The organism is Streptomyces sp. NPDC060031 (assembly GCF_042736805.1).
Classification (GTDB): Bacteria; Actinomycetota; Actinomycetes; order Streptomycetales; family Streptomycetaceae; genus Streptomyces.
Genome location: NZ_JBHWVM010000015.1, coordinates 38,236 through 56,073 on the forward strand (window position 1 = coordinate 38,236; position 17,838 = coordinate 56,073).

Sequence of the window (17,838 nt, forward strand, 5' to 3'; positions counted from 1 at the left end):
GGGGCGGAGCCCCGCGGTGGGGCCCGGCCCGGCGGCCGATAGCCTCGGTGCGACGACACACCGGGACCCAACCGAAGGGCACACGCACATGCAGAGCGGCGGCGGCTGGCCGGGAAATGAGCTGGAGCACGTGCTCGGCGCGGCGCTGGGGCAGGCCGACGCCGGAGCGCGGATCCTGGAGGTGCTGGGGCGCAGCCACGTATGGGTCCCGCTGCCCGACGGCGGCGGGCCCGAGCGCGCCGCCCTCACCCTCCCCACCATGGAGATCGCCGGCGCGGCGTACGTCCCGGTCTACAGCTCCGAGGCTCAGTTCCGCTCCTGCGCCGGCCCCGCCATGGCCTTCGCGGTCGCCCCGGCCGTCGAGTTCGCCCGCGGCCTGCCCCCGCAGCTCGGCATCGCCGTGAACCCCGAGGGCGCGGTCGGCGTCCCCCTGCCCCCGCCCGCCGTCGCGGAGCTCTGCCGCACCGGCCGCACCCCCCTCGACGGCACGGCCACCGGCGGCCGTGTGCGGCTCTACGAACCCGACTGGCAGGAAGACCCGGTCGACTTCCTGGCCGCCGCCGCCGAGGAGTTCCGCGCCACCGGCGTGGTCGCCTCCGCGTCCCGCTGCCTCGCCAGCGTCGAGGGAGGCGCGCCCGAGCTCTACATCGGTGTCCAGCTGGTGGGATGGGAGCCCGAGATGCGAAACGCCCCGATGGAGGCGCTGGGCCGGGCCCTGACCCGGGTTCCGGCGCCCTGGCCCGTGCAGTTGATCCTCCTGGACGCGGTCCAGGACCCCGTGACCGACTTCATCGTTACGCGCGTACGCCCCTTCTACCTGCCGTAGACCCGATTAAGCTGGTTACATCTCCTGGCCGCACGCGTGGCCTGGGCACGCGTGGACGACGGGCGGACGAAGAGGGGTACCGGGTGAGTGCGTCAGGCACGGCCGCGGCCGGGCAGGTCGAGCACATGCTGCGCCAGGTGACTCCCGGGCGCTATGAGAGCTACGAGTCAATGCTGCACGCCCTCGCCGAGGGCAGGCTGTGGATGCTGCTCTGGCAGGGGCAGCCGGGTTCCCCGGACGCCCAGTACGCGGGCATGGAGGTCGAGGGCCTGGGTTACGCGCCCTGCGTGACCTCCCCACAGGAGCTGGCCGCCAGCGGCTGGAACCGCGGCTACGAGGTGGTCACCGGCCGGGACATCGCCCGCGCCCTCTACCCCGACCGCTGGGGCCTGTGGCTCAATCCGCACGCCCAGGGCGGCGGCGTCGGCATCCCGTGGGCCGACCTGCGCCGGATCGCGACCGGCCTGGACCGGATGCCGGCCGGACCGCTGCGGCTGTCCGAGCCCGCCATCGAGCTCCCGCAGTTCTACGGCCTGCTCACCCAGCACGCGCACCGCACGCCCGCCGTGCGCTCGCTGCGGCGCGCCTGGGTGCAGCCCGCGCTCGGCTCCCCGTACCTCGCGGTGGGGCTCGACCTGTACGACGCCTCCGCGCCCGCGCTGGAGTCCGTACGGGAGATGATGCGCCAGTCGGTCGGCGCGGTGCCCGAGGGGGTGCCGGTGTGCACGGTGGCGCTGGCGGACGAGCACGACCCCGTGGCGATGTGGCTGCGCGCGCAGACCCGGCCGTTCTACGACCGCGAGGGCCAGGCCCCGCCGTACTGACCGCATATCAAGACATCACGTCCGAAGGCCGTACCGGTCCCCTCCGGTGCGGCCTTCGGCTTATCCGTTGATTCCGCCCAAATAGCGGACCGGAAATGGCACTTGGGCCTGATGTCCGTTCCGCGCCGTACGGTCCCTCTTTCACCGCTGACCAGAACCGGCCGTTCGGATAACGGAAGGTGCAGGCGCAGATCACGGTTGCGCATCACATCCCCGGCAGGTCTGGCGGCTGCTCCTGAGCCCGTTGAAGACTCCCCCCACCGAAGGCCGGTCAATCCCACAACCACCGGCTCTTCACGTGCACTTCAGGCGCAATTCGTGCCATTCGCACCATCAGCGACGCCGAAAGAACCAAGCCGCCACAGCGGCGGGCATGGGCCGGCCACCGTCGGCCGAGAGGGGTCCCCACCACGATGACGGCACCACTGCACGACACCAGCGCGGCCGAGCCCGCGGCCGTGGCCGCCCCCGACCTCCCGCAGAAGGCGATCGAGGGGCGCTCACCGTGGAAGATCGCCTGGCTCCGGCTCAAGCGTGACAAGGTCGCACTCGCCGGCGGCGTCATCGTGCTCCTGCTGATCCTCGTCGCGATCTTCGCGCCGTTGATCGTCAACCTCCTCGGCCACCCGCCGGAGGAGCTGCACGAGGACCTGCTGGACCCGCTGCTCGGTCTGCCGGCAGGCCCCCGAGGCGGCATGAACGGCGACTTCCTGCTGGGCATCGAGCCGGTCAACGGCCGCGACGTCTTCAGCCGGATCGTCTACGGCGCCCGCATCTCGCTGCTGGTGGCCTTCCTGTCCGCCTTCGTGGCGGTCTCGCTGGGCACCGTCTTCGGCATCATCGCCGGCTACTTCGGCGGCTGGGTCGACGCGGCGATCAGCCGCGTCATGGACCTGCTGCTCGCCTTCCCGCAGTTGCTCTTCATCATCGCGCTGATCTCCGTCGTCCCCGGCAAGCTGTGGGGCTTCGAGGGATCGGGACTGCGCATCGCGGTGCTGGTGCTCGTCATCGGCTTCTTCGGCTGGCCGTACATCGGCCGCATCGTCCGGGGCCAGACGCTGTCGCTGCGCGAACGCGAGTACGTCGAGGCGGCGCGCAGCCTGGGCGCCGGCCGGACGTACATCCTCTTCCGCGAACTGCTTCCGAACCTGGTGGCCCCGATCACCGTCTACACGACGCTGATGATCCCCACCAACGTGCTCACCGAGGCCGCGCTGAGCTTCCTCGGTGTCGGCGTCAAGCCGCCCACACCGTCCTGGGGAGAGACCCTCTCAACGGCTGTGCGGACCTACGAGGACGATCCGCTCTTCATGATCTTCCCCGGCGTGGCGATCTTCATCACCGTGCTGGCCTTCAACCTCTTCGGCGACGGCGTCCGTGACGCCCTCGACCCGAAGGGCTCCCGCTAGCCACCGCAGGGCAAACCAGGAACCGGCTTCGAGCCGTACGTACACCGGAACTACAACGGAGGGTTGCGAGCATCGTGACTACCCATCGCACGTCGAAGCGCAGGCTTGCCGCTGGCACGGCCGTCGTGCTCGCGGTCATGCTGACCGCGACCGCCTGTGGCGGCGACGACAAGAACGACAAGCCCGCTGCCGCCGGCGGTGGCTTCAACGCCGGCATAGGCAAGATCGCCAACGCGTCGGACAAGAAGGGCGGCGAGCTCAAGTTCGTCGGTACCCAGGAAGCCGACTCGTGGGACCCGCAGCGCGGCTACTACGGCTTCATGTGGGACTTCGCCCGCTACTACACGCGTCAGCTGGTCAGCTACAAGGCTGCCCCGGGTGAGCAGAGCGCCGACCTGGAGCCCGACCTCGCCACCGCCAAGGCCGAGATCAGCGACGGCGGCAAGACGTACAAGTACACCCTCAAGGACAATGTGAGCTGGGAGGACGGCACCCCCGTCACCGCCCAGGACGTGAAGTACGGCATCGAGCGCACCTGGGCCCAGGACGTCATCTCCGGTGGCCCGGTCTACCTGATGCAGGTCCTCGACCCGAAGACCGAGTACCCGGGTCCGTACAAGGACACCGCCCCGGACAAGCTCGGCCTCAAGGCGATCGAGACCCCGGACGCGAAGACCATCATCTTCAAGCTCCCGGCGCCCAACGGTGACTTCGAGCAGATGCTGGCCATGCCGGCGGCGAGCCCGGTCAAGCAGGAGAAGGACACGGCGTCCAAGTACGGCCTGAAGCCCTTCTCCAACGGCCCGTACAAGATCGACTCGTACGAGTCCAACAAGAGCATGAAGCTCTCGCGCAACGCGAACTGGAAGCCCGAGTCGGACACCATCCGCAAGGCGCTCCCGGACACCATCTCGGTCACGTTCATGGCGAACGCGGACGACATGGACAAGCGCCTGATGAACGGCGAGTTCGACGTCGACATCAACGCGACCGGCATCGGCCAGGCGGCCCGCGCCACCGCGCTGAAGGACCACAAGAGCAACCTGGACAACGGCCAGACCGGCTTCATCCGGTACGCCGTCTTCCCGCAGACCGTCGCGCCGTTCGACAACATCGAGTGCCGCAAGGCCGTCATCTACGCGGCCGACCACAAGTCCCTGCAGACCGCCCGCGGCGGCCCGCAGGCCGGTGGCGACATCGCCCCCAACATGCTCCCGCTGGGCATCAAGGGCTCGGACGGCAAGTACGACCCGTACGAGGTCCTGACGAACGACGGCAAGCCGAACGTCGAGAAGGCCAAGGCCGCCCTGAAGGCCTGCGGCAAGGAGGGCGGCTTCAAGACCACCATCGCCGTCCGCAACAACAAGCCGGTCGAGGTCGCCACGGCCGTCTCGCTGCAGAACGCCCTGAAGCAGGTCGGCATCGACGCGCAGGTCGAGCAGTTCGACGGCGCCCAGACCTCCGGGATCATCGGTTCGCCGAAGGTCGTCAAGGACAAGGGCTACGGCATCATCATCATGGGCTGGGGCGCCGACTTCCCGACCGGGCAGGGCTTCTCCCAGCCGCTGGTCGACGGTCGCTTCATCCTCCAGAGCGGCAACAACAACTTCTCCGAGCTGAACGACCCGGTCATCAACGGCCTGTTCGACAAGGCCATCGCGGAGACGGACCCGGCCAAGGCCGGCGAGATCTACAAGCAGATGAACCAGAAGGTCTCCGAGGCCGCGGTCTACCTGCCCTTCGTCTACGACAAGACGATCACCTGGCGCAGCACCCGGCTGACCAACGCCTACACCTCCGACGCCTACAACGGCCGGTACGACTACGCCTCCCTCGGCGTCACGAAGTAACCGTCCGCCAGTCCAGTTCAGAGTTCCAGTGCCACACCCGCTAGGCACGAAGGGCAGGTGATGGCCGCGGTCGCGGCCGGGGGGCGCTCTCCAGAAGAGGGCGCCCCCGGGTCTCGGCCAGGCCGAGCGCAGTGCTTGCATATCTCATCCGGCGGTTCTTCGCCGTCATCGTCATGCTGTTGGTCATCTGCTTGGTGACCTTCGGAATCTTCTTCCTCTTCCCGAAGATGATCGGGACGGATCCGGCGCTGTACTTCGTCGGCAAGCAGTCCGACCCCGCCGCCATCGAGGGCATCCGGCAGAAGATGGGTCTCGACGACCCGATCCTCGTCCAGTTCGGCAAGTTCATCGTCGGGCTGGTGGCGGGTCGCACGTACGCCAACGGCTCCGACGTCACGCAATGCGCCGCGCCCTGCTTCGGCTACTCCTTCAAGACCGAGCAGGAGGTCTGGCCGCTGCTGCTCGACTGGCTGCCGGTCACCCTCTCGCTCGCCGCGGGCGCCGTCGTGCTCTGGGTCATCGGCGGTGTCGCCACCGGCGTCATCTCCGCCCTCAAGCGCGGTACGGTCCTGGACCGCTCGGCCATGGGCGTCGCCCTCGCCGGCGTCTCCCTCCCCATCTACTTCACGGGCATGCTCGCCATCGCCCTCTTCTCGGACCAGCTCGGCTGGTTCGGACGCCCGGAGGCGGCCTTCGCCGACGACCCGGGCACCTGGTTCAACGGGATGATCCTGCCGTGGGTCTCGCTCGCCTTCCTGTACGCGGCGATGTACGCCCGGCTCACCCGCGCGACGATGCTCGAAGTCCTCAACGAGGACTACATCCGCACCGCGCGCGCCAAGGGTCTGACGGAACCCGTCGTCATCGGCAAGCACGCCATGCGCTCCACGATGACGCCGATCCTGACCGTCCTGGGCCTGGACCTCGGCGCCCTCATGGGCGGTGCGGTCCTGACCGAGTACACGTTCTCGCTGCACGGCCTCGGCTACAGCGCTGTCCGCGCCATCAGCGAGCACGACCTGCCGGTCATCCTTGGCATCACCCTGATCTCCGCCTTCTTCGTCGTCGTCGCGAACCTCGTCGTCGACCTCCTGTACGCGGTGATCGACCCCCGAGTGAGGCTGTCATGACCGACCTGACCAAGAGCGGTACGACGGGGGCGCAGGCACCCAACGCGCCCGTCACCGGCTCCGTCCCCGCCACCTCCTTCCTGGAGGTCCGCGACCTCAAGGTGCACTTCCCGACCGAGGACGGCCTGGTCAAGTCCGTCGACGGACTCTCCTTCACCCTGGAGAAGGGCAAGACGCTCGGCATCGTCGGCGAGTCCGGCTCCGGCAAGTCGGTCACCTCGCTGGGCATCATGGGCCTGCACCGGGTCGGCCAGTACGGCCGCCAGCGGGCCCGTATCTCCGGCGAGATCTGGCTGAACGGCAAGGAACTGCTCTCCTCGCCCGAGGACGAGGTGCGCAAGCTGCGCGGCCGGGAGATCGCGATGATCTTCCAGGACCCGCTGTCCGCGATGCACCCGTACTTCACCATCGGCAAGCAGATCTCCGAGGCCTACCGGGTCCACAACAAGGTCGACAAGAAGACCGCCCTCAAGCGGGCCGTCGAACTCCTCGACCGCGTCGGCATCCCCGAGCCCCACAAGCGCGTCGACAGCTACCCGCACGAGTTCTCCGGCGGTATGCGCCAGCGCGCGATGATCGCGATGGCCCTGGTCAACAACCCCGAGCTGCTCATCGCGGACGAGCCGACGACCGCACTGGACGTCACCGTCCAGGCGCAGATCCTCGACCTCATCCGGGACCTCCAGCAGGAGTTCGGCTCCGCGGTCATCATGATCACGCACGACCTCGGCGTGGTCGCCGAGATGGCCGACGAACTGCTGGTCATGTACGGCGGCCGGTGCGTCGAGCGGGGCACGGCCGAGAAGGTCTTCTACGAGCCCCGCCACCCCTACACCTGGGGCCTGCTGGGCTCGATGCCGCGCATCGACCGCGACCAGACCGAGCGCCTCATCCCGGTCAAGGGCTCGCCGCCCAGCCTCATCAACATCCCCAGCGGCTGCGCCTTCCACCCCCGGTGCCCGTACGCCGACGTACCCAAGGGCAACGTCACCCGCACGGTGCGGCCGGAACTCACGGAGGACGAAAGCCGCCACTGGTCCGCCTGTCACATGTCACAGGAGGAGCGGACCCGGATCTGGACCGAAGAGATTGCGCCGAAGCTGTGACCGAGATCAAGAAGACCGAGACGGTCACCCTTCCCCAGCAGGCCTCGGACTCTCCCGAGCCCCTGCTCAAGGTCACTGGTCTGACCAAGCACTTCCCCATCACCAAGGGGCTGCTGCGCCGCCAGGCGGGCGCGGTCAAGGCCGTCGACGGCATCGACTTCGACGTCCGGCGGGGTGAGACCCTCGGCATCGTCGGCGAGTCCGGCTGCGGCAAGTCGACCATGGGCCGGCTGATCACCCGGCTCCTCGAACCGTCCGGCGGCACGGTCGAGTTCGAGGGCAAGGACATCACGCACCTGGGTGTGGCCGGCATGCGCCCGCTGCGCCGCGACGTGCAGATGATCTTCCAGGACCCGTACGGCTCGCTGAACCCGCGGCACACGGTCGGCACGATCGTCGGCGCGCCGTTCAAGCTCCAGAAGGTCACCCCCGAGGGCGGCATCAAGGCGGAGGTCCAGCGGCTGCTGTCGCTGGTGGGCCTCAACCCCGAGCACTACAACCGCTACCCGCACGAGTTCTCGGGCGGCCAGCGGCAGCGCATCGGCATCGCCCGGGCACTGGCCCTCAAGCCGAAGCTGGTCGTCGCGGACGAGCCGGTGTCGGCGCTGGACGTGTCCATCCAGGCCCAGGTGGTCAACCTGCTGGACGACCTACAGGAGGAGCTCGGCCTCACGTACGTGATCATCGCGCACGACCTGTCGGTCATCCGTCACGTCTCGGACCGCATCGCGGTGATGTACCTCGGCAAGATCGTCGAGCTGGCCGACAACAAGTCGCTGTACCAGGCGCCGATGCACCCGTACACGACGGCCCTCATGTCGGCCGTGCCGGTGCCGGACCCGCGCAGGCGCGGCGTGAAGAGCGGCCGCATCCTCCTCAAGGGCGACGTGCCCTCGCCGATCTCGCCGCCGAGCGGGTGCCGCTTCCACACGCGGTGCTGGAAGGCGACGCAGCTCTGCACCACGCAGGAGCCGCCGCTGGTCGCCCTGAAGACCGGCCACCAGGTGGCCTGCCACCACCCGGAGAACGCCCCGGACCAGGCCCCGGGCGACGCGCCCCTCCCGGGCGCGGCGAGCGCGATCGCGGAGTAGCAACGCAACCCGGCGGGCCTGGACCTCCAGCCCCGCCGGGCCGCAATCCAGCCCGTGCTGCTCCGGCTCCGCCGGGCCACAGCCCAGCCCCGCCGGCGTTTGAGGCGCGGGGTCTGGGGCGGAGCCCCAGGTCACGGAGCCGCGCCGGCTGACGGCCAACCCCGGCGGAGCCGAGCGGCGTCCCGGACCAGCCCGCCGCGAGGCACCCGGCACAATGGGCCCCGTGCTCCACGATCTCTTCCCGCCCGGCATCCAGCACGCCCTGGACCTCGCGGGCATCTTCGTCTTCGCAACCGCCGGCGCACTGCTGGCCGTCCGCAAGAACTTCGACGTCTTCGGCATCGCCGTTCTCGCCCTCGTCACCGCCCTCGGCGGCGGCCTCTTCCGCGACCTCGTCATCGGAGCGGTGCCGCCGGCCGCCTTCGGCGACCTCAGCTTCTTCGTCACCCCGCTGATCGCCGCCGCGCTCGTCTTCTTCCTGCACCCCGAGGTCCAGCGGATCAACCGTGCCATCAACGTCTTCGACGCCGCCGGCCTCGGCCTGTTCTGCGTGACGGGCACGACCAAGGCGTACGAGTACGGCCTCGGCCTCACCGCGTCCGCCGCGCTGGGCCTGGCCACGGCCGTCGGCGGGGGCGTACTGCGCGACGTGCTCGTCAACGAGGTCCCCTCGCTGCTGCGCGACCGCGAGATGTACGCCGTCCCCGCCATCGTGGGGGCCTCGCTGGTCGCCGTCTTCATCGGCTTCGACGTCCTCAACGCCGTCACGACCACCCTCGCGATCGTGACCACCTTCGTCCTGCGGCTCCTCGCCATGCGCTACCACTTGCGGGCGCCGCTGGCCTGGAACCGCCGTTCGTCGGTGGCCGAAGAGCCGTAACGAGGACGTAGCAAAGAAAAGCTACCGCTTAGTAACTACCTCGGTGTACGTTCGTTCCATGTCACACGCAGCGACCCAGTCATCCATCGGCGACAGCGAGTTCGACCGCGACACCACGGTCACCGCCCGTGCGGGCGAGCCCGGGGTCTACGACGCCGAACTCTCCGCCGGCTGGACGATCATCGCCGCCGTCAACGGCGGCTACCTGCTGGCCCTGGTCGGCCGCGCCCTGTCCGCGGCCCTGCCGCACCCGGACCCCTTCACGGTCTCGGCGCACTACCTGACCTCCTCCGCGCCCGGCCCCGCGGTCATCCGCACGCAGGTCGTACGGGTCGGCCGCACCCTCTCCACCGGCCAGGCCTCGCTGTTCCAGTACGACGAGAACGGCGCCGAGGTCGAGCGCATCCGCGTCCTCGCCTCCTACGGCGACCTGGCCTCCCTGCCGGACGACGTCCGCACGACGGCGCTGCCCCCGGCCATCCCCCCGTACGAGGACTGCCTCGGCCCCGAGGCCGGCCCGGCCCCGATCCCCGGCAGCTCCGCGATCGTGGACCGGCTCCGGCTGCGGCTGGACCCGGCGACTGCGGGCTGGGCGCTGGGCGCGCCGTCGGGCAAGGGCGAGATGCGGGCCTGGTTCGAACTCGCCGACGGGCGCGACGCGGACCCGCTGTCGCTGCTGCTCGCGGTGGACGCGCTGCCGCCGACCGCCTTCGACCTGGGTCTGCTGGGCTGGACCCCGACGGTGGAGCTCACCACGCACATCCGCCACCGTCCGGCGCCGGGCCCGCTGCGGGTCTCGATCACGACCCGCAACCTGGCCGGCGGCTTCCTGGAGGAGGACGCGGAGGTCTGGGACTCCACGGACCGCCTGGTGGCCCAGTCCCGCCAGTTGGCCCGCGCCCCGCGCGCCGCTTCCTGAAAATGAAGCGGTGGGCACCGGCCAGATCCGGCCTCGCCGGCGAGTGAGGCGCACAGGTTCGGCGGTGGTGACCGGCGCCGGGGGAAGGGCCGCGGCCAAGGGCTCGTAGAATCGGGGGATCATGGCCTACCTCGACCACGCCGCCACCACTCCGATGCTTCCGGAGGCCGCTGCGGCGATGACCGCGCAGTTCGCCGCAACGGGCAACGCGTCCTCCCTGCACGCCGCCGGCCGCCGCGCCCGCCGTACCGTGGAGGAGGCCCGCGAGGCCCTCGCCGAGGCGATCGGCGCCCGCCCCAGCGAGGTGGTCTTCACCGCCGGCGGCACGGAGGCCGACAACCTCGCCGTCAAGGGCCTCTACTGGGCCCGCCGCGACCAGGACCCCGCCCGGACCCGCGTCCTGTCCAGCCCCGTCGAGCACCACGCGGTCCTCGACGCGGTGCACTGGCTCGCCGAGCACGAGGGCGCCCAGGTCGAATACCTGCCGGTGGACCGCCACGGGCGCGTGCACCCCGACGCCCTGCGCGAAGCCATCGCCCGCAACCCCGACGACGTGGCCCTGGCCACCGTCATGTGGGCCAACAACGAGATCGGCACCGTCATGCCGGTCGCCGAACTCGCTGCAGTCACCCGCGAGTTCGCGATCCCGCTGCACTCCGACGCCGTCCAGGCCTTCGGTCAGCTCGACGTCCGCTTCGGCGACAGCGGCCTCGCCGCCATGGCCGTCAGCGGCCACAAGATCGGCGGCCCGTACGGCATCGGGGCGCTGCTCCTGGGCCGCGACCAGACCCCCGTACCCGTCCTGCACGGCGGCGGCCAGGAGCGGCACGTCCGCTCCGGGACCCTCGACGTCCCGGCCATCGCCGCCTTCGCGGTGGCCGCCGTCCTCGCCGCCGAGCGCCGCGAGCGCTTCGCCGCGGAGGTCGGCGCACTGCGCGACGAGCTGATCGCCGCCGTCCTGCGCGAGGTGCCGGACGCGGTCCTCGGCGGCGACCCGGTCGACCGGCTCCCCGCCAACGCCCACTTCAGCTTCCCCGGCTGCGAGGGCGACTCCCTGCTGCTCCTGCTCGACGCCCAGGGCATCGAGTGCTCCACCGGCTCCGCCTGCACGGCCGGTGTCGCCCAGCCCAGCCACGTCCTGCTCGCCACCGGCACCGACCCGCAGCTGGCCCGCGGCACCCTGCGCTTCTCGCTCGGCCACACGTCCACCAAGGAGGACGTCGCCGCCGTGGCGGCCGCCATCGGCCCGGCCGTCGAGCGCGCCCGCACGGCAGGCCTCAGCTAGTCGGGGGCCGGGCCGTGGAGTAACCCCGGGTGCGCGGCCCGTGCCCGGGGCTGAGCCTGGTCCCATGACGAAACGGCCGATGGTGGTGGTACAGCCGCCCGACAGCCGGGGCCTGCGCCAGGTCGACATCGGCGGCGAGGCGGCGGGGCGCGCGTGGTCCCCGCGCGGGCTGCGAAGGATCCTGTCCCGCGCCGGATTCCCGGAGGACATGGACATCGAGGACCGGGCCGCCATCCGCTGGCGCGAGGGCGACAGCTCGGTCTGGCCCGACCGTAAGGGGCGCAGGTACGGGACCGTCGCCTTCATGACGGCCGGGCTGCTCGGCTGCGCGGCCCTGCTCGCCGTCGTCGGCATGCCGGACGCCTTCGGAGCGCTCACCTTCGCGGGCCGCGTCAGCGGGTTCCTGTTCATCCTGGCCGGCGTGGTGGAGGTGGCGGCGGCGGCCGCGGCGATCGACTTCTGGGGCAAGCGGCATGTGAAGTACTCGGGTTCACTGGTCGTGCTGGGCGCCCTCGTCGCGCTGGCCACCAACAGCCTGTTCCTGCTGGTCTGGTTCCAGGAGCAGGAGTCCACGCACTATCTGCAGGCTTTCGTTCCGCTCTGGTGCTGGTCCATGGCGGCGCTCTGGCTCCTCTACCGGCACCACGCCTGGGAGAAGATCCCCCACCCCAAGGGCTTTGCCGTCGGAGTGACGGTGAGCGCTCTGCTGGCCGCATCCAATCTGGCCTACTCGGCCGTGTACCAGCCCTATGCCGAGCAGCCGCTCCTCATCGTGAAGGCAACCTTCGGGAAACCGCGGTCGGATCCCAAGCGTCCCGTCGTCTACCTGCCGCTGACGATCCGCGTCGAGAACCCCGGGACCGTTCCCGTCTACGTTCTCGCCAGCGCCCACTGGACGCATGGGCGGTCGGCGACGTTCACCGCGCGGGACACCAAGCTGAAGGACTGGAAAGAAGACCTGGAGTGGGACGAGGACACCGAACTCCACGTGGGGTCGACAGGCTTCACCGTCCTTCACACGGGCTCCATCGTCGCACCGGGATCCTGGCTGGACCAAGGCGACGTCATCACGGAGGAAAGGATCGTCGAGCTGCCCAAGGACGCCCCGTACGACGTGATCCAAGCCGCGGCGGAACTGCAGATCATGAGGAAGGACCGCGGGAAGATCGACGAGGTCGCATTTTCCTCCCCCCACTACTCGTGGAGCAAGGAGGAGCGGAAATATTTCGGTTGTGCCGCCGAAATCTGTGACGACCACATCTTTTACCGCGCCAGACTGCGCCACAACAACAACCTCATCAATGTGACGCGAAAGCCGCGCTACGTGACCTCGTATCGGGCGGTGAACGCAGACGGTTCCTACTTCGGCGCACACATCGGGCCTCTCAATTCCCGGGGAGAACTGTCGGGCGACGAGGAACCCAGCGAGAGGTACGGGGTCATGAGCTACCCGTCCGGGACGGTGACCGTGCCCTTCGCGACGTTGCTGAACGCGCAGGACCGACCGGCCTCGGGAGACTAGGACGGCAAGGCCTCGCCGATCAGGCGGATGTACCGGTCCCAGTCCCAGTGGCGGCCCGGGTCCGTGTGGTCGGCGCCCGGGACCTCCGAGTGGCCCAGGATGTGTTTTCGGTCCGCCGGTATGCCGTACCGCCGGCAGATGTCGGCCGCCAGCCGCGCCGAAGCCTCGTACAGCGCGTCCGTGAAGTCCTGCGGCCGGTCGACGAACCCCTCGTGCTCGATGCCGACGCTGCGCTCGTTCATGGAGCGGCTGCCCGAGTGGAAGGCGACGTCCAGCTCGCGCACCATCTGCTCGATGTGGCCGTCCTGGCGGACTATGTAGTGCGCCGAGGCCTTGTGCCACGGATTCCTGAACGCGTCCACCGACGTGGCGAAGCTGCCCTGTGTGACATGGACGACTATCCGGTCCACCCGGTAGTCGTCGGGCCGGTCCGCCAGCCGCCAGTTCGCCGGCGAGGCCGCCGTCCAGCTCGCGCCCGCATGGTCCAGCGCCCCGTCCTCGCGCCGCTTGGACACCCCCGGCACGAGCCACCAGGCGCGCGCCACCTCGTCCCGCCCGGCGACGGCCGCGGCCGCGAAGACCCCGAGCCCCCCGAACAGCACCGCCCTGCGCGTCCTGTGCGACGCGCCCTTTTTCCCCGTGTCCCCCACGCGAACCACCCCCTGCACGCGATAACGCGCTGTGACACCGCGCGGTTCCCCGTACCCTGGACGGTGCTATGACTGAGAACCTGCCGCGCACCGCCCGCCCCCTTCGCGTCCTGGCCGCCATGTCCGGCGGTGTGGACTCCGCCGTCGCCGCCGCCCGCGCGGTCGAAGCCGGGCACGACGTCACCGGCGTCCACCTGGCGCTCTCCGCGAACCCGCAGTCCTTCCGGACCGGCGCCCGCGGCTGCTGCACCATCGAGGACTCCCGCGACGCCCGCCGCGCCGCGGACGTCATCGGCATCCCCTTCTACGTCTGGGACCTCGCCGAGCGCTTCCGCGAGGACGTCGTGGAGGACTTCATCTCCGAGTACGAGGCCGGCCGCACCCCGAACCCCTGCCTGCGCTGCAACGAGAAGATCAAGTTCGCGGCGCTGCTCGACAAGGCCCTCGCCCTCGGCTTCGACGCCGTCTGCACCGGCCACTACGCCACCGTCGTCCTGAACGAGGACGGCACCCGCGAGCTGCACCGCGCCTCCGACATGGCCAAGGACCAGTCGTACGTCCTCGGCGTCCTCGACGAGAAGCAGCTCGCGCACGCGCTCTTCCCGCTCGGCGACACCCTCACCACCAAGGACGAGATCCGCGCCGAGGCCGAGGAGCGGGGCCTGGCCGTCGCGAAGAAGCCCGACAGCCACGACATCTGCTTCATCGCCGACGGCGACACCCAGGGCTTCCTCGCGAACCGCCTGGGCAAGGCCGAGGGCGACATCGTCGACGGGGCGACGGGCGAGAAGGTCGGTACCCACGAGGGCGCCTTCGGCTTCACCATCGGGCAGCGCAAGGGCCTGCGGATCGGCCACCCGGCCGCCGACGGCAAGCCGCGCTACGTCCTCGACATCTCCCCGGTGAACAACACCGTCACCGTCGGCCCCGTCGAGGCCCTCGACGTCACCGCCCTCACCGCGATCCGCCCCCGCTGGTGCGGCTCCACGCCCGCCGCCCCGGGCACGTACACCGCGCAGCTGCGCGCCCACGGCGGCGAGGGCGAGGTCTTCGCCGAGATGGTGGACGGCGAGCTGCGCGTCTCCTTCACCGAGCCGGTCCGCGGCGTGGCCCCCGGCCAGGCGATCGTGCTGTACGACGGCACGCGCGTGGTCGGCTCGGCCACCATCGCCACGACCACCCGCGCCGCCACGGCCTCCGCCTAGGCCTGGGCCGGGGCCTGGGCGACCGTCAGGACGATCTTGCCGGTGGTCCGGCCCTGCTCGCCGAGCTCGTGGGCCTTCGCGGCCTGTTCCAGCGGCAGCACCGTGTCGATGACCGGCCGGAGCTTCCCGTCCGCCACCAGGGCGGCGATGGCCTTCAGGCCCGCGTAGTCCGGCTCGACGAGGGTCCAGCCGGTACGGAAGCCGTCGGCGTCGGCCGGCACGTCGTCGGGACCGTTCAGGGTGATCAGGTGTCCGCCGGGACGCAGCACCTTCAGGGAGCGGGCCCCGTAGTCGCCGCCGATCGCGTCGATCACGACGTCGACCTCGGACACCACGTCCTCGAACTCCGTGGTCCGGTAGTCGACCAGCTCGTCCGCCCCGAGCGCGCGCAGCCCGTCGTGCTTGGCGGCGCTGGCGGTCCCGATCACGTACGCGCCGAGCGCCTTGGCGATCTGGACGGCGAAGTGGCCCACGCCGCCGGCGGCCGCGTGCACGAGCACGCGCTGCCCGGCCCGCAGGCCCGCGGTGTCGGTCAGGGCCTGCCACGCGGTGAGCGCGGCGAGCGGGAGCGCGGCCGCCTGGACGTGGTCGAGGCCGGCGGGCTTGCGGGCGAAGTGCCGGGCGGTGGCCGTGACGTACTGGGCGTAGCCGCCGGCCTGGGCCGGGAAGCGCGGCATGCCGAAGACCTCGTCGCCCGGCTGGAACAGCGTCACGCCGGGGCCGACGGCCTCGACCGTGCCGGACACGTCCCAGCCGACGGCCGGGACCGGGCCCCAGGGGATGAGGGCGCCGGAGGCCCGGGTCTTCCAGTCGACGGGGTTGACCCCGGCTGCGTGGACCCGGACCAGGATCTCGCCCATGCCGGGCTCCGGGCGCTCCAGCTCGGTCTCGGTCAGTACCTCGGGCCCGCCCCACTGGCTGACGACGACGGCGCGCATGTGTTTCTCCTCAGGTGTGTCCGCTGCTGCTGTGACACCAGCTTCGGCGCCGGCACCCGGCCATGGTGTTGGCCGAACGGCCACCATGTGTCAGGATCTGGCCATGCATCGCATCGCCGTACTCGCCCTCGAAGGCGTCCCCCCGTTCGAGCTCGGAATCCCCTCCCGGGTCTTCGGCAACGCCTTCGACGACGACGGCGCGCCGCTCTACGAGCTGACCGTCTGCACCGCCGACGGGCAGCCCGTGGCCAGTGACGCGGGCTTCACCGTCGGGGTCGGCGCCGGTCCGGAGGCGCTCGCCGCCGCCGACACCGTGATCATCACGCCCACCCACGCCATGGATGAGCTCGCGCACGGCGCGCCCCTGTCGCGGGAGCTGACCGACGCCCTCGCCGCGATCAGGCCCGGCACCCGGCTGGTCTCCCTCTGCACCGGTTCCTACGTCCTGGCCGCGGCCGGGCTGCTCGACGGCCGGCCCGCGACCACGCACTGGCTGCACGCGCCGGAGTTCCAGCGCGCCTTCCCGCTCGTGCGCCTCGACGAGGAGGTGCTCTTCGTCGACGACGGCGACGTCCTCACCTCGGCGGGAGTGGCGGCCGGCGTCGACCTCTGCCTCTACCTGATCCGCCAGGACCACGGCAGCGCCGTCGCCAACCGCGCCGCGCGGCTGTGCGTCGTACCGCCGTGGCGGGACGGCGGGCAGGCCCAGTACATCGACCGGCCCGTCCCCGAACCCACCGTCGCCACCACCACCGCGACCCGCGCCTGGGCCCTGGAGCGCCTCGCCGAGCCGGTCACGCTCGCCGAGCTGGCCGCCCACGCCCGGATGAGCCTGCGCACCTTCACCCGGCGCTTCCGCGACGAGGTCGGCATGACCCCGGTGCAGTGGCTCACCGTCCAACGCCTGGAGATCGCGCGCCACTTGCTGGAGTCCAGTGACCTCCCCGTCGACCTGGTCGCCCACCGGGCGGGCTTCGGCTCCGCCAACTCCCTGCGCCAGCACATGCGGACGGCCCTCGGCGTCTCCCCGATCGCCTACCGGCGCACCTTCCAGCCGCACACCACGCCCGACCCGGCATGACCCCGGGGGTAATCGCCTTGCCGGCCGCCGGTTGCGAGTATCCATTCAACAGCCGGAGCCACCCGGCGGGTTGACAGGACAAGGGAGCAGGCCATGACCGCGTACGCCATCGCCCACATCCGGCCCGAGACGATGAACGAGGACATCCTCCGCTACATCGAGGAGATCCAGGACACCATGGACCCCTTCGAGGGCCGCTTCCTCGTCCACGGCCGCGAGGTGGAGGTCAAGGAGGGGCCCTGGCCCGGCACGGTCGTCATGATCGGCTTCCCGGACATCGAGCGGGCCCGCGCCTGGTACGACTCGCCCGCCTACCAGGCCATCCTCCCGCTGCGCACGGACCACATCGCGGGCGAGGTCATCCTCGTCGACGGGGTCCCGCCGGACTACGACGCCTCGAAGACGGCCGCCCGCCTCCGCGAGTCCACGGGGCTCTGACCGGGGGCAACCGGGCCGCCTTCGTGATCGTCGGCCCCGACGACATGGTCGAGGCGGGTGTCCTCGTCGACCCGGCGCACCGGCTCCTGCTGGTCTTCGCGTGGGAAGGGTTCACCGCCTCGACGCGGACCAGGGCCGCCGCCCCGGAGCTTCTGGGGCACGCCTGGGCCGGCTGGGAGGTGCGCTGGCTCTACGACGGACAGCGCGGCCTGCGCGGCCACCTCGGCCTCGACACGGAGGAGGCGAGCGGCGCCGTGTACCCCAGCCCGGCGCTGGAACCGGGGGACGAGGAGTTCGACGGCCCGGACCCGATGGTGGCCGTGGTCACCGTCGGGCCCGACCGCTGCCTCGTGCTCGCCGACATCGCGGACCATCCGGTCGAGGAGGGACCCGCTCTCCTCGACCGGCTCCGCGACGCACCGGACCACGGAAGCTTCCGGCTGCCGGCCGGCGCCGGGATCCACGTGGACCCGCGGCGGCGCCGGGTCGGCTGGTGGCTGAACACCGCCCGCGCCCACGCCGGTAACCTCGCCGCGCGCTGGCCCGGCTGGACCGTGGAGTTCTGGGAGGACCGCTGGCCGGAGCACCGGCGGGCCTGCGGCTGACGCTTCGAGCCGCCCGCGCCGGACCGCGCCGCCGCGCTGGCCGGCGTACGGGACGGGGCGCTGCAGCGGTGGGCGGGGC

The 17,838-nt window shown here is 71.0% G+C and carries 17 protein-coding genes; 15 read left to right on the plus strand and 2 right to left on the minus strand.

Annotated elements, in window-relative coordinates; translation table 11 throughout:
* Positions 1 to 88 precede the first annotated feature (88 nt).
* The 11 genes from ACFWB8_RS09490 to ACFWB8_RS09540 all read left to right on the plus strand — a co-directional run bounded on the left by ACFWB8_RS09490 (position 89) and on the right by ACFWB8_RS09540 (position 12,842).
* Positions 89 to 826, plus strand: coding sequence for an enhanced serine sensitivity protein SseB (locus tag ACFWB8_RS09490; RefSeq protein ID WP_385223904.1), 738 nt, complete (start codon positions 89 to 91; stop codon positions 824 to 826).
* 83 nt (positions 827 to 909) lie between these two features.
* Positions 910 to 1,650 (plus strand): enhanced serine sensitivity protein SseB C-terminal domain-containing protein, encoded by a 741-nt coding sequence (locus ACFWB8_RS09495; RefSeq protein WP_385223905.1) that lies wholly within the window; start codon positions 910 to 912, stop codon positions 1,648 to 1,650.
* Positions 1,651 to 2,063: 413 nt separating this feature from the next.
* Positions 2,064 to 3,059, plus strand: a complete 996-nt coding sequence (locus tag ACFWB8_RS09500) for an ABC transporter permease (protein WP_385223906.1) — start codon at positions 2,064 to 2,066, stop codon at positions 3,057 to 3,059.
* A gap of 74 nt (positions 3,060 to 3,133) precedes the next feature.
* The gene (locus ACFWB8_RS09505) at positions 3,134 to 4,909 is read left to right on the plus strand and encodes an ABC transporter substrate-binding protein (protein WP_385223907.1); all 1,776 of its coding nucleotides are present in this window, start codon (positions 3,134 to 3,136) and stop codon (positions 4,907 to 4,909) included.
* A 131-nt stretch (positions 4,910 to 5,040) separates the two neighbouring features.
* Entirely contained in the window at positions 5,041 to 6,039 is a 999-nt protein-coding gene (locus ACFWB8_RS09510; protein ID WP_385223908.1) for an ABC transporter permease, read from the plus strand.
* Positions 6,036 to 7,145 (plus strand): ABC transporter ATP-binding protein, encoded by a 1,110-nt coding sequence (locus ACFWB8_RS09515; RefSeq protein ID WP_385223909.1) that lies wholly within the window; start codon positions 6,036 to 6,038, stop codon positions 7,143 to 7,145. The genes ACFWB8_RS09510 and ACFWB8_RS09515 overlap by 4 nt, the downstream gene beginning before the upstream one ends.
* Complete coding sequence (locus ACFWB8_RS09520) at positions 7,142 to 8,236, plus strand: ABC transporter ATP-binding protein (protein WP_385223910.1); 1,095 nt, start codon at positions 7,142 to 7,144, stop codon at positions 8,234 to 8,236. The genes ACFWB8_RS09515 and ACFWB8_RS09520 overlap by 4 nt, the downstream gene beginning before the upstream one ends.
* Positions 8,237 to 8,459: 223 nt before the next feature.
* Positions 8,460 to 9,116, plus strand: coding sequence for a trimeric intracellular cation channel family protein (locus tag ACFWB8_RS09525; protein ID WP_385223911.1), 657 nt, complete (start codon positions 8,460 to 8,462; stop codon positions 9,114 to 9,116).
* Between the two features lie 58 nt (positions 9,117 to 9,174).
* On the plus strand, positions 9,175 to 10,035 hold the full coding sequence (locus tag ACFWB8_RS09530; protein ID WP_385223912.1) for a thioesterase family protein: 861 nt from the start codon (positions 9,175 to 9,177) through the stop codon (positions 10,033 to 10,035).
* Positions 10,036 to 10,156: 121 nt separating this feature from the next.
* Positions 10,157 to 11,320 (plus strand): cysteine desulfurase family protein, encoded by a 1,164-nt coding sequence (locus ACFWB8_RS09535; RefSeq protein ID WP_385223913.1) that lies wholly within the window; start codon positions 10,157 to 10,159, stop codon positions 11,318 to 11,320.
* A gap of 64 nt (positions 11,321 to 11,384) precedes the next feature.
* Positions 11,385 to 12,842: a hypothetical protein gene (locus ACFWB8_RS09540; protein ID WP_385223914.1), complete on the plus strand. Its 1,458-nt coding sequence runs from the start codon at positions 11,385 to 11,387 to the stop codon at positions 12,840 to 12,842.
* Here ACFWB8_RS09540 and ACFWB8_RS09545 read toward each other — a convergent pair.
* Entirely contained in the window at positions 12,839 to 13,492 is a 654-nt protein-coding gene (locus tag ACFWB8_RS09545) for an N-acetylmuramoyl-L-alanine amidase (protein ID WP_385223915.1), read from the minus strand. The genes ACFWB8_RS09540 and ACFWB8_RS09545 overlap by 4 nt on opposite strands.
* A 68-nt stretch (positions 13,493 to 13,560) precedes the next feature.
* Between ACFWB8_RS09545 and mnmA the strand changes: the two genes are divergently transcribed.
* Positions 13,561 to 14,697: a tRNA 2-thiouridine(34) synthase MnmA gene (mnmA, locus tag ACFWB8_RS09550; RefSeq protein ID WP_385223916.1), complete on the plus strand. Its 1,137-nt coding sequence runs from the start codon at positions 13,561 to 13,563 to the stop codon at positions 14,695 to 14,697.
* Here mnmA and ACFWB8_RS09555 read toward each other — a convergent pair.
* A complete protein-coding gene (locus ACFWB8_RS09555; protein WP_385223918.1) occupies positions 14,694 to 15,635 on the minus strand; it encodes an NADP-dependent oxidoreductase in 942 nt (313 codons plus the stop codon). The genes mnmA and ACFWB8_RS09555 overlap by 4 nt on opposite strands.
* A 103-nt stretch (positions 15,636 to 15,738) precedes the next feature.
* Between ACFWB8_RS09555 and ACFWB8_RS09560 the strand changes: the two genes are divergently transcribed.
* The 3 genes from ACFWB8_RS09560 (at position 15,739) to ACFWB8_RS09570 (ending at position 17,759) form a co-directional block, all read left to right on the plus strand.
* A complete protein-coding gene (locus tag ACFWB8_RS09560) occupies positions 15,739 to 16,716 on the plus strand; it encodes a GlxA family transcriptional regulator (RefSeq protein WP_385223920.1) in 978 nt (325 codons plus the stop codon).
* 93 nt (positions 16,717 to 16,809) lie between these two features.
* Positions 16,810 to 17,154, plus strand: a complete 345-nt coding sequence (locus ACFWB8_RS09565; protein WP_385223922.1) for a DUF1330 domain-containing protein — start codon at positions 16,810 to 16,812, stop codon at positions 17,152 to 17,154.
* 23 nt (positions 17,155 to 17,177) lie between these two features.
* Entirely contained in the window at positions 17,178 to 17,759 is a 582-nt protein-coding gene (locus ACFWB8_RS09570) for a hypothetical protein (protein WP_385223924.1), read from the plus strand.
* The last annotated feature ends 79 nt before the right edge of the window (positions 17,760 to 17,838 follow it).

What these genes read in the sequence shown, in the direction of transcription:
- ACFWB8_RS09530 (WP_385223912.1), top strand. Translation starts at nt 9,175, where the DNA reads ATGTCACACGCAGCGACCCAGTCATCCATCGGCGACAGCGAGTTCGAC.
- ACFWB8_RS09555 (WP_385223918.1), bottom strand. Translation starts at nt 15,635, where the DNA reads ATGCGCGCCGTCGTCGTCAGCCAGTGGGGCGGGCCCGAGGTACTGACC.
- ACFWB8_RS09535 (WP_385223913.1), top strand. Translation starts at nt 10,157, where the DNA reads ATGGCCTACCTCGACCACGCCGCCACCACTCCGATGCTTCCGGAGGCC.
- mnmA (WP_385223916.1), top strand. Translation starts at nt 13,561, where the DNA reads ATGACTGAGAACCTGCCGCGCACCGCCCGCCCCCTTCGCGTCCTGGCC.
- ACFWB8_RS09515 (WP_385223909.1), top strand. Translation starts at nt 6,036, where the DNA reads ATGACCGACCTGACCAAGAGCGGTACGACGGGGGCGCAGGCACCCAAC.
- ACFWB8_RS09500 (WP_385223906.1), top strand. Translation starts at nt 2,064, where the DNA reads ATGACGGCACCACTGCACGACACCAGCGCGGCCGAGCCCGCGGCCGTG.
- ACFWB8_RS09540 (WP_385223914.1), top strand. Translation starts at nt 11,385, where the DNA reads ATGACGAAACGGCCGATGGTGGTGGTACAGCCGCCCGACAGCCGGGGC.
- ACFWB8_RS09490 (WP_385223904.1), top strand. Translation starts at nt 89, where the DNA reads ATGCAGAGCGGCGGCGGCTGGCCGGGAAATGAGCTGGAGCACGTGCTC.
- ACFWB8_RS09560 (WP_385223920.1), top strand. Translation starts at nt 15,739, where the DNA reads ATGCATCGCATCGCCGTACTCGCCCTCGAAGGCGTCCCCCCGTTCGAG.
- ACFWB8_RS09565 (WP_385223922.1), top strand. Translation starts at nt 16,810, where the DNA reads ATGACCGCGTACGCCATCGCCCACATCCGGCCCGAGACGATGAACGAG.